This is a genomic window from Mucilaginibacter sp. (assembly GCF_041663085.1).
Classification (GTDB): domain Bacteria; phylum Bacteroidota; class Bacteroidia; order Sphingobacteriales; family Sphingobacteriaceae; genus Mucilaginibacter.
The window spans coordinates 1-11,262 of sequence record NZ_JBAZRC010000158.1; the positions used below are offsets into that span (position 1 = coordinate 1).

Consider the following 11,262-nt stretch of genomic DNA (forward strand, 5'->3'; position numbering starts at 1 on the left):
CTTCGCTTACTTTTATCGCGGTAACGCAAACAACGCGCAGCAAAAATATGCCGATGCCATAACTGATATTACCAAAGCCATTGCTTTAGCCCCCAATGCGGATATGTACCACTACAGGGCCAATGCAAAAGGCAGCCTTGGCGACCATGCCGGAGCGGTGGAAGATTTTACCAAAGCTATCGCTTTAGACCCTAAAGACCCATCGTTATATGAGTACCGGGGTGTAGCCAAAAGCAACCTGAAAGATAATGATGGTGCTATTGAAGATTACGACAAAGCCGCTGCCCTTGATCCAAAAAACTCCGACCTGATCTATTACCGCGCTAACGCAAAAGGCAACACCGGTAATTTTAAAGGCGCCATTGCCGATTATACCGCGGCCCTTGCACTTAACCCTAAAAACGCCGAAGCGCTGTTTTATCGCGGCAACGCATACGGCAACCTTAAAAATTATAGCGCCGCCATTGCCGACTATAAAAAAACCATCACCCTTAACCCTAAAATGCCAAACTTATATCAGTACCTGGCAAACGCGTTAAGTAATAATAACGATAAAAAAGGTGCGCTTGAATATTTTAGCCAGGCCATAAAGCAGGACCCTAACAATGCTGAACTTTACCTGTATGACGGCATCGTAAAGTATAATCTCAATGATAGGGAGGGTGCAATGGCTGATTTTGATAAATCGATAGATTTAAAGCCCAGCGCTGAAGCTTACCAACACCGGGCGGATATGAAACTGGACGACAAGGATTACGACGGCTCAAAAGAAGATGCGGATAATGCCATTAAACTGGATGCTAAAAACAGCTATGCCTACATCACCCGGGCGAGAGCTAAACTTGAACTAAAGGATACGACCACCGCCCTGGCCGATTTAAACCTGGGCATTAAAATGAACCCCAATAACGATTACTCATACGTACTACTGGGCAACATAGCAACCGACCGTAAAGATTACGACACAGCGCTTAAAAACTACACCAAATCGTTAGACATACAGCCCGGTAATGTAGAAACACGCTTAAGGCGCGCAAACACCCGTTTAAAAGCAGGTGACAGGCCCGGCGCTTTAGCCGATTTTAAAAAGATAGCAGATATTGGTACCGACGATGATAACTTTTATGCCCGCATGGTACATGCTATGATAAAGGGTGGTTTTTATACCGAAGGCTTACCCATATTTAATGAGCTGATAACCAAGAACCCCAAGATGGCTGCCTTTTATGTAGGCCGTGGCACGGCTAAACAAGGCATGGGCGACCCTAACGGTGCCATTTTAGATTATAACACCGCCATAAAGCTGGATACCGCATCGGTAGATGCGTATAGTAACCGGGGCAGCGCAAAGTTTGATCTGAAAGATAATACAGGTGCCCTGGCTGATATAGCCAAAGCCATTAAAATACACGAAGGTGCCGAAGAGCCTTACATCATCAGGGCTAAAATACGGATGGCTATGAAGAACTACCAGGGGGCTGTAGATGATTACAATACCATTTTGTTTATAGACCTGGATAACAACATTGTATTTGCCCAACGTGGTTTAGCCCGCAGCTTTTTAGGCGATACCGAACGCGCCAACGCCGATCTAAACTACGCAGTTAAACTGGAGCCTAAAAACGACGAGGTGTATAACCTGCGCGGCCAGGCAAAGCTTAACATGAAAGATGCAACAGGTGCCTGTGCCGATTTTAAACAGGCTATAGCGTTGGGATCAAAAGCAGCTGTTGCGCTGGCTAAAATGTATTGTAAGTAGCGGTTTAACTCCACGCCGTGCGACTTTTACACCGCGCGTCATTGCGAGGTACGAAGCAATCTCAGAACTATACATTAACGCTTTGCATGCGCCATTGTCTATCGGGAGATTGCTTCGTACCTCGCAATGACGCGTGGGGAGAGGTAACTACATCTTCCCAAACAACTCTTCAACAGCTTTTACGCGGTAATCAAATATATCTTTTACCTTTTTACCCACATACACCTTATTGGTAAACCGGCCTACAATACCAAAGGGGATGGCATAATTAAGGATATCGGTCATTTCTACACCGCCGGCTATCTCTTTAAAGTGGTGCTGGTGATGCCACAGCGCGTATGGCCCAAAGCGCTGCTCGTCTACAAAATATTGCTTATCCTGCACATGGGTTATTTCGGTCATCCAGTTTAGTTTGATGCCTGCCAGCGGCGAAATTTTGTAGGTGATGATCATCCCCGCATACATCTTTGTATCGGCATTATAATCTGAGGTTACCACAAACCGCATATCGGCCGGTGTTATCTTCTCCAGATTTAATGGCGAAGAAAAAAAGTCCCAGGCCTCATCCAAACTAATGGGAATATTCTGTTTAAACTTTAAAGCGTATGTTTTCACGATGGGTTAACAGGTAGTATGGGCAATTGTTATACTGTTGGGTATAAATTATTGTTGGGGAGGATTATTGTTGAATTGTTTGATGGCTATATTGTTGACTGACGGCAAAGTGTTCGAACAATTCAACAATCAAGCAATAAAACAATTATAATCCGTTTGCCTCAGTAGCTATAGGCAGGTCGCGGCGGCTCCACTCACTCCATGAGCCTACGTAAAGCTTTGGCCCGGTAATGCCGGCGTGCTCCATACCCAGTAAAGTATGGCAGGCCGTAACACCCGATCCGCAATGCACAATCACATTTTCGGGCTTAATATCACCAATGGTATCCTTGTAAAGGGTTGCCAACGCCTGCGATGTAAGATACTTCCCTTCGGGCGACAGGCTGTTGCTGTAAAAAAGGTTTACAGCGCCCGGTATATGGCCGGCAACCAAATCAAGCGGCTCGGTATGGCCCAGGTAACGCTGCCCTTCGCGCACATCGATCACCACGCGGTCGTCGGCTTTGGCAGCGGCCTTTACTTCTTCAATATCTACCGTATGCTGGTACTGCTCAGGGATTGGATACAGCCCCGCTGCGGCAGGTTTATAATCATCGGCACTCAATTCCACACCTTCATCAGTAGCGGCCTTTAAACCGCCATTAAGCACCTGTACGCTGGCATGCCCTATCGAACGCAGCATCCACCAAAGGCGGGCGCCGCCCATGGCCGCATTTTTATCATCATAAACCACCACATGGCTATTGGGGGTTACGCCCCAGCGGGATAAGGTAGCGGCAAAATCTTTTAAGGATGGCAAAGGGTGCCTGCCGCCAATAGCAGCATCGGCAGGGTGCGAAGCCAGGTCGTCATCCAGCGTGGCTAAAATAGCATTAGGCAGGTGGCCTGCCAGGTAACGCTCGTGCGCGTTTGCGCCTGCACGTACATCTATCAATATGGTTGCGGGGTCAAAAACCCTCGGGTCGGTAATTTCAATAAGTGGAGACATGATTGTTAGTGATTAGTTAATTAGTGATTAGAGGTTAGGTGGAAACCTTCCCACTCTTACCCGTCACTTATTGCAGGCAAGTTAAAAAAAGCCCGGCACAAATAAAATCCTGAGTAAGTACCATTCCGGGCAAACGCAGTAAACGACAAGGTATGGTAAGCATTTCAACCCCAAATCGCCCCCCCCCGTTCCGTTTTGTCCCATTCGGGAAAAAACGGAACAAGCCCAAAAACAACAAATACTTAATAATCAATTATTTATATAAAAACAAAGATTCTATTTACGGTAAATAATTCGCACTAAAAAGGGCGGACCAAGGGCGAAAAAAGGCGAAAATAAGGCGCCTGTCTGCCGGTAATTTTTTGTCTCGTTCCCACAAAAAGTGAGACAAAACCGAAATTTCATAAAATGCTGTATATGAGCATATAAAAACAAAACTAAAAAGTTTTCATTTAACTACTGACAAAATCTTGTCAGTATCAAGTAACTCATTTACAACATGTTCCACTTGTCCCGTTTGTTCCATTTTAAAAATGGAACAAGCTGCCAACAGCAAATTACTGCACCATTTTATTAGCACAGCACGAACTTGCAAAAGCTTCGGGTTTGGCCTTAAACACAAAACCCATACTCAGGATGTAGCCCATGGCTTCGTGCAGGGCGGCGTTACTTTTAAACATGGGGTTGGTGTTGATATCGGCATGTACTTCCAGGCCTACATCATACAGGTCGAGCAGGTCGCAAAGTTTGTAGGCAATGTCGATAGATTTTTGTACCTCGTAAAGCATGCGCTCTTTAATGCTCATTTTTTGCGAGGTACGTTCCTGGTGGATAAACATAAATGCCCCACGCTGTTCGCGGATAAAAACAATTACCGTAGCAAAATCGGTAACCGCGCCCTTTACCTGCGAATCTGTACCGATACAAACTTTTAGTTTATTACCAAGGTTGGCTTCCCGTTCAATCGCTGCTTCTACTTCCTCTAAAATGGGTGTTTGGATCACCTCACCACTAAATTTTCTCCAGGTCATAAAAATCGTTTTTAAGGTTATTTTATGCGACCCGTTTTATAGGTCTATAAAAATAAGCGATTAACTATTTTATAAACGTTAATATGCAGTAATTTATTTGTTAACATTTCACTGAATATTAACAGGTTAGGTAATTACAATTAAGGAAAGGTGATTGCGTGGTACGGAGAAGGGTTGGGGTTCCAACAAAAAAGCCGCTTCCTTTTCAGGTAACGGCTTATATTAGGTGTAATTGGATCTTGTTTAGCGGGCCTTGTAATTTTTGGCCTTTTTAACCGGGATATGTGGTTTGCCCTGCGGATATATCTCAGGCGCACCAACCATGGTCATGGCGCAACGGAAACCAACTTCGGCACTTGCATCATCCTGGTTCATAAAACGGCGTGTTGCCGGGTTTAACCAGTACGACAGATCGTTCCATGAACCGCCTTTGTAAACCTTTGAATGATTGTTAACCAAAGTGGTGGTACCATAAAGGCTGTTATTTACCGAGTCGCCATAGCCCCTGTAATCATTGGTATAAGCTTTACCTGCAAGCGGGTCTTTTACACCGCCGGCATTTGCTGTAACAGCACCCGCATTTGGCTGAGCGCTATTAGCCGCATTTGGCTGATTAGCTTGTGCCTGCTGCTGGGCTATCATATCGCTGTATTTTAATTTCTTGTCAGATTTTGCAGGGTCTTTAATAGGGCGGCCGTATTTATCCTTTGCATAAAGGCCCTTTGTAGGGTCGGCAAGGCGTTTGTTTGTAAACTCGTTACCGCGGAACGGGTTCAGATCGTCCATCTCTTCAAACGATGTTTGGCGATAAGTATCGGCAACCCACTCGTTAACGTTACCTGCCATGTTATACAAACCAAAATCATTTGGCTGGTATGAACGTACAGGTGCGGTAATAATGGCCTTATCATTCAAACCACCGCCAACACCTGCGTTATCGCCGGCGCCGCGTTTAAAGTTGGCCAGTATTAAACCACGTGTATTTTTTTTGGGTGAACGTACGCCAAGGCCATCCCATGGGTAAACCCGGCCATCGTTAATATTCTCGAACTGTGTGTTACCTGCAAGTGCCAAAGCAGCATATTCCCACTCCGCTTCCGACGGTAAGCGATATCCTTGTTTTAAAATACCGTCCTCTAAACGTGCAGGCCTTACCGCGCGTCCATTTTTACCGGTACCGTTAGGCGCAGCATTAGGGTTTAGGTCGGTTATCATTTTTTTACCGTCAACACCCTGGCCTTTTATCTGACCATTCAAATAAATATCTGTGTTGAACGGTTCCTGCTGCGCATTGCCTGCTGGTGCACCATTTTTGCCTCCTGCTTTGTCTTTCCAGGTAACCAGGTTACCGCGTTCGCGTAAAATATTTTCGTTGGTGCGGTCGGTACGCCATACGCAATATTCTTGTGCCTGTTCCCACGTAACACCTACAACAGGGTAATCCTGAAACGCCGGGTGGCGGAGGTAGTTATCTACATAAGGTTCATTGTATGATAAAGGTTTCCGCCATACCAGTGTATCGGGCAGGGCATTGTAATAAAGCTCATTATCATTAGGGAAGGTAATGTTTATCCAGTGCAGGTAATCCAGCCAATCCTGGTTAGATACCTCAGTCTCATCCATATAAAAAGAAGGCACAGTTACCCTGCGGCGTGCATTATTGTATTCGTAAGCAACATCCTGGTCAGCGCTCCCACCTAAAACAAATGTACCGCCCTCAATAGGTACAAGGCCGGGGCCCGGTGAGGGATGGCTTTGCCTGTAGCGTAAATAACCACCGTTTGTCCTGTCGTTATATGCTAAACCTGTTTTTTGCGATTGCTGTTTTTTACTGCAGCTGCTAAGCATTACACCTAAACCCAACATCACTAAAGCAGTATTAGTAAGTACTTTCATATTTTGCAAAATATATTTGGAGGTAAATTTAAAAAAAAACGATTATAAACCTTAAGCTTATTTAAACGTATATTTTATGCACCAAGTTACAATAATTTAAACTATTAACGGTTTAGCTCAAACTACTTGCATATTAACATTAATAATTCCGTATGCTTATTTATTATTTTTAAATAATAAACCTAAATTGCACCCAATGAAGTTTTTGAGCCTTAAAAGCCTTAGTGTATATTTTTTACTTGCGCTGCCTGCTTTTGCGGCGGCGCAAAGCACAACCACTACAAGCGGAAGCGGTGTTAACGCAATACCTACTGCGGTACCGTTTTTAAACATCTCACCCGATTCTCGCTCGGGCGCCATGGGCGATGCCGGTGTGGCCATATCCTCGGATGTTAATGCTAATTACTGGAACCCCGCAAAACTGGCTTTTTTAGAAGATAATGATAACGTAGCCTTATCATACAGCCCATGGTTAAGGCACCTGGTGCCCGATGTAAGCCTGGCCTATTTAAGCTACGCACATAAAATTGACGACCGCAACACCTTCGGCGCATCATTACGCTACTTTAATTTGGGGTCGATACAATTGATCGATGCAAACCAAACCGACCAGGGCCTTTATAAACCCAGCGAGTTCTCGATCGATGCCTCATTTGCCCGTAAGTTTGGCGAAAACTTTTCATTGGGTTTAACCATGCGTTATATCTACTCTAATTTTAGCAACGGGGCCTTTGTATCAGGCTCGGGCCAGCAAAACAAGGCGGGTAACGCTGTATCCGCAGGCGTATCGCTGTTCTATCAAAAACCTTATGGCGATGGTTCCCTTTTTGCCTTCGGTACCAATATTTCTAACATAGGTAACAAAATAAGCTACACCAGCACGGGGCCAAGCTACTTTTTGCCTGCCAATTTAAAACTGGGCGTGGCCAACACGTGGTCGCTTGATGATGTGAGTAAGTTTACCGTTGCTTTTGATGTAAACAAACTTTTGGTTCCAACCCCACCCATCCGCGATAATAGCGGTAACATTATATCAGGCAAAAACGATGATGTATCGGTACCTGCGGGTATCTTCCAATCATTTGGTGATGCACCGGGCGGCTTTAGCGAAGAATTGAAAGAGCTGAGCTTTTCGCCGGGATTAGAATACTCTTACAACAACCTTTTGGCTATAAGGGCCGGTTATTTTTACGAGAACCCCAATAAAGGCGGCAGGCACTATGCTACCGCGGGCTTCGGTTTAAAATACAACATCTTTCAGTTTGATTTTTCGTACTTGATGGCCAGCCAGCAGAACAGCCCGCTTGCCAATACGCTGCGATTTACCTTATCGGCCAGTTTTGGCGGCACCAACAACGCATCTAAAAAATAATGGCTAAAATTAAAGTAGGCTTTGGGTTTGATGTACATCAGCTCAAACAAAACCATCCGTTTATATTAGGCGGCGTAAATTTAGAACACACCGCCGGCGCTTACGGCCACTCTGATGCCGACGTACTATTACACGCCATTTGCGATGCCCTTTTAGGCGCCGCTAACCTGCGCGATATTGGCTTCCATTTCTCAAACACCGACGATCGCTGGAAAGGCATCAGCAGCCTGATACTGTTACAGCATGTAGTAGCCCTGCTGGCCGAAAAGAACTGGCAGATAGGCAATATAGATGCTATGGTTTGCCTGGAGGCACCCAAAATAAACCCGCACATCCCCGCCATGCAGGCCAACATTGCCAAAGCCGCCGGGATAGATGTTGACGATATCTCCATCAAAGCCACCACCAACGAAAAGCTGGGCTTTATAGGCCGCGAGGAAGGCGTTGTAGCTTACGCTGTTTGTTTGATAGAAAGGGTGTAGGCACCCAATAAGTTCCTTTCCTGATTAGGCAGGTTAAACAAATAGTAACTACCATCGTTATTGTTAATAAATGCCTATGCAACAATACAACTTCACTCCCGGGCATCTGTGGCGGTCCCCCATTGTACGCAGGGTTCTTTTATTGCTGATCGCTATTGGTGTTATATTCTTTTTTGTGATCAGGAGTATCCTAAATGATGGGGTAGCTACCTATGCCCAGCCAGATGCGGTGTTTTATAAAAACGATGGCCGGGTAGTAATGGCAACCGTGATCACCTATGAATCGGGCGTAACGATTAGCTACAAATCCGATGAAACATATGCTGAAGGGATTGATGTGGAGAGTGGTAAAAGGCTCTGGCGTATTGATCTGGATGCCAAAAACAGCCGCGACCAGAATACTGGCGAGGCAGCGCTGTTAGGCCAATCGGCCAGATATTTATTCTTTTGGCGAAATGACCTCTATGTGATAGATAAGCAAACAGGAAAAGTGATAGCGCAAAACGATCATTTTGAAAACCTGAAAAGCAAAATGAGCAGGGAGCCGCTAAGCGCCTATTATCGCCACGATTCTTATACTTATAATGATTCGCTGCAAGCCGTACTGATAAAAGGCAACGATGGACTTTTTTATAGCATAGATGGCAATACCTTAAAAACAGCCGTTATCAATAATGCTTCGGAACAATACTTTAAAGATCGCCCCGAGCCCCGTTATGACAATTTGGTTATCTCCGCTTATCATACAGACAGATCCACACTGGCCTTGCTGGATGAGAGGGATCTGGCCGCCTTGCAAACCAACAACTCTATAGAGGCGGCATTATCTCGGTTAAACAAGCCTTCGGTACGGAAGACCTTATATAGCTACGCGGCGGGGCAAGCAGCCGGTAAGTGGAATAAAATAAACAGCGCGGTTTACATCAACGGTGGTTTTTTGGTTAACCCTCTGCAAAATTATCAGCAACCGGCTGATTCGCTTGCTGATAACCCTACCTTTAAGCTATTGGCAGGCAATAACGGTTATGCCCCTATATCATTAAAAAACGGCGGCTTGCTGCTGGCGCATAAAGCCTCTACAGAAAACACAGCTGCTATTTTGCTCGCTTCCATACAACCCAATGGTAAAAAGCTTTGGGAGATGAGTACCAACCTTGCTGATGTTAACCTGGTTTATCAGCATCCTGATAACCATAAATTATACCTGATGGGGCAGCCCGCAGGTAAGTATGTGCAGCGGATGAAAAAGATGCTTTGTATTGATTTGACGAATGGCAGCATGACAACGTATGAGATAAAATAGAACGCAGATCATGGCCAGCTTTAACACTAATTGATTGCCGCCAAAGAAATAGCTCCGGCTAACGCCAACAGGATAGCCCAATATTTCATATCGATCCAATAAAGAGTGTTTTGACCTTTGTTGCTATTCTTACCATAAAGTATCAAGTGATGCCCCGCATCTACAAACCATATAATAGCGGCCGATAAAAAGAAACAAGCCGGCCGTGCAAATTTTGTATCTACACCTGCAATATCACAAATACTAAAAAGCACTATGCCACATATAAGTGGCACCGCCATTACCCATCGACCTTTACCTTTGTGATATATAAGATGCGCTAACACTGGTTAAATATACAAAAAGAATATACACCGAATTACACAGCTTTGCTATATTGCCGTGCTTAAGCCGCCCACTCTCAATATGAATAAAAATACATTCACCCCCGAAACCATATTTAGGGCATTAGGCCTTGCCTTATTGCTGCTTGTTGTGTTAGTTAGGGGTACTTCTTTATTCCCTAATTTGATCCCGCAGGATAAATTGCTTTACGTATCCATAACGGCCGCGGTACTGCTCATTATCGCTTTTTATCTTCGGAATAAGCGCCTCAACTCCGCCGAAGAGGAAGAGTAGTTTACCTGCCCTTTAATTCATCCGGCTTATTGGCCTGTACAAGGCGGCGCATCAGGTAATCTGGGTCATCTCCATTACTTGTTTTTATAGTGTTTATATATAACCATCCTTCTTGGGCCATGTAATTAAGGGCATCGGCCAGGTTATTAAAGCGCATCTCTCTACCACTATTATCACGCAGGCGCTTGTCAACCTCAGGGCCTTGTCCCCTGTCAACATCTATACATATGGTCCGCTCAAATATACCCTTGTGGGTGCTAATAATACAGTATTCTTCGGCAGGTGCTTTAACAGTAGTTTGTGCATCAGCAGCAGTTTCGGTTTGTGCCATTGCCAGGCAGGGCAGCAGGGCTATGGCAGCAAGCAGTAATAGTTTTTTCATAGTTGTAATTTGGTTAGTATTCTGCGTGTTGGAGTAGTTAAGCACCTGCGGGTTTAATCGTCGTGGCTGGTTATTTACCATTGTACTCGGCTTGTTATATCAGCCGCTTTCTCAACAAACTATTATGCATGCATAGTTATCTAAAATCATTAATTTTGTGGTTTAACAATTATACGCCTGCATGGAAAGCATTGCTCCTTATAAATCCAAATACAAGATCCGCATGGTTACCGCTGCCTCGTTGTTTGACGGGCACGACGCTACCATAAACATTATGCGCCGCATTTTGCAAAGCACAGGTGCCGAGGTAATACACCTGGGCCATAACCGTAGCGTTGATGAGATTGTGAACTGCGCCATACAGGAGGATGTACAGGGCATTGCCATTACCAGCTACCAGGGCGGGCACGTAGAGTACTTTAAGTACATGTACGATCTGCTGCAGGAGCGCGGCGCCGGGCACATCAAGCTTTTTGGTGGCGGCGGCGGGGTTTTCCTGCCTGATGAAATAGCACAGCTACAGGCCTACGGCATTTGCAAGATCTATTCGCCAGATGATGGCCGCACCATGGGACTGCAGGGTATGATAAACCACATGATGCAAGAGTGCGACTTTTTGACGCCAGACGTTATAAATGGAGCACAAACTATAAAAGATAAAGGAGCGATAGCAAGGCTTATAACCGCTGCCGAACTGGGGCACCCAAAATCCCTCCCTACTCTTCATTCTACACACACCACACCTGTGCTCGGCATCACCGGTACAGGTGGTTCAGGTAAATCAAGTTTGGTGGACGAGATTGTCCGCCGTTTTTT

Annotated in this window: 12 protein-coding genes; 6 read left to right on the plus strand and 6 right to left on the minus strand. The window is 45.2% G+C overall.

What is annotated here, in order from left to right; genetic code table 11:
• A partial coding sequence (locus WC615_RS20140; RefSeq protein WP_372979858.1) for a tetratricopeptide repeat protein occupies positions 1-1,759 on the plus strand: 1,759 nt, incomplete at its 5' end.
• A 147-nt stretch (positions 1,760-1,906) separates the two neighbouring features.
• Here WC615_RS20140 and WC615_RS20145 read toward each other — a convergent pair.
• The 4 genes from WC615_RS20145 to WC615_RS20160 all read right to left on the minus strand — a co-directional run bounded on the left by WC615_RS20145 (position 1,907) and on the right by WC615_RS20160 (position 6,289).
• A complete protein-coding gene (locus WC615_RS20145; protein ID WP_372979859.1) occupies positions 1,907-2,374 on the minus strand; it encodes a hypothetical protein in 468 nt (155 codons plus the stop codon).
• A gap of 145 nt (positions 2,375-2,519) precedes the next feature.
• Positions 2,520-3,362 (minus strand): sulfurtransferase, encoded by an 843-nt coding sequence (locus WC615_RS20150; RefSeq protein ID WP_372979860.1) that lies wholly within the window; start codon positions 3,360-3,362, stop codon positions 2,520-2,522.
• 557 nt (positions 3,363-3,919) lie between these two features.
• A complete protein-coding gene (locus tag WC615_RS20155; protein ID WP_372979861.1) occupies positions 3,920-4,393 on the minus strand; it encodes a ribonuclease H-like YkuK family protein in 474 nt (157 codons plus the stop codon).
• Between the two features lie 243 nt (positions 4,394-4,636).
• Complete coding sequence (locus WC615_RS20160) at positions 4,637-6,289, minus strand: SUMF1/EgtB/PvdO family nonheme iron enzyme (RefSeq protein WP_372979862.1); 1,653 nt, start codon at positions 6,287-6,289, stop codon at positions 4,637-4,639.
• Positions 6,290-6,485: 196 nt separating this feature from the next.
• Here WC615_RS20160 and porV point away from each other — a divergent pair, with 196 nt between their 5' ends.
• The 3 genes from porV to WC615_RS20175 all read left to right on the plus strand — a co-directional run bounded on the left by porV (position 6,486) and on the right by WC615_RS20175 (position 9,446).
• Positions 6,486-7,661, plus strand: coding sequence for a type IX secretion system outer membrane channel protein PorV (gene porV / locus WC615_RS20165; RefSeq protein WP_372979863.1), 1,176 nt, complete (start codon positions 6,486-6,488; stop codon positions 7,659-7,661).
• Positions 7,661-8,143 (plus strand): 2-C-methyl-D-erythritol 2,4-cyclodiphosphate synthase, encoded by a 483-nt coding sequence (ispF, locus tag WC615_RS20170; RefSeq protein WP_372979864.1) that lies wholly within the window; start codon positions 7,661-7,663, stop codon positions 8,141-8,143. Before porV ends, ispF begins: the two co-directional genes overlap by 1 nt.
• 76 nt (positions 8,144-8,219) lie before the next feature.
• A complete protein-coding gene (locus tag WC615_RS20175) occupies positions 8,220-9,446 on the plus strand; it encodes a PA2928 family protein (protein WP_372979865.1) in 1,227 nt (408 codons plus the stop codon).
• Positions 9,447-9,472: 26 nt separating this feature from the next.
• On the opposite strand, the gene WC615_RS20180 is transcribed toward WC615_RS20175, so the two are convergent.
• Positions 9,473-9,772: a hypothetical protein gene (locus WC615_RS20180; protein WP_372979866.1), complete on the minus strand. Its 300-nt coding sequence runs from the start codon at positions 9,770-9,772 to the stop codon at positions 9,473-9,475.
• A gap of 79 nt (positions 9,773-9,851) precedes the next feature.
• On the opposite strand from WC615_RS20180, the gene WC615_RS20185 reads away from it, so the two are divergent.
• Entirely contained in the window at positions 9,852-10,064 is a 213-nt protein-coding gene (locus WC615_RS20185; protein WP_372979867.1) for a hypothetical protein, read from the plus strand.
• A gap of 1 nt (position 10,065) precedes the next feature.
• Here the strand turns inward: WC615_RS20185 and WC615_RS20190 are convergent, their stop codons facing one another.
• Complete coding sequence (locus WC615_RS20190) at positions 10,066-10,446, minus strand: hypothetical protein (protein WP_372979868.1); 381 nt, start codon at positions 10,444-10,446, stop codon at positions 10,066-10,068.
• Positions 10,447-10,627: 181 nt separating this feature from the next.
• Between WC615_RS20190 and WC615_RS20195 the strand changes: the two genes are divergently transcribed.
• On the plus strand, positions 10,628-11,262 hold a 635-nt coding region (locus WC615_RS20195), incomplete at its 3' end, for a cobalamin-dependent protein (protein ID WP_372979869.1).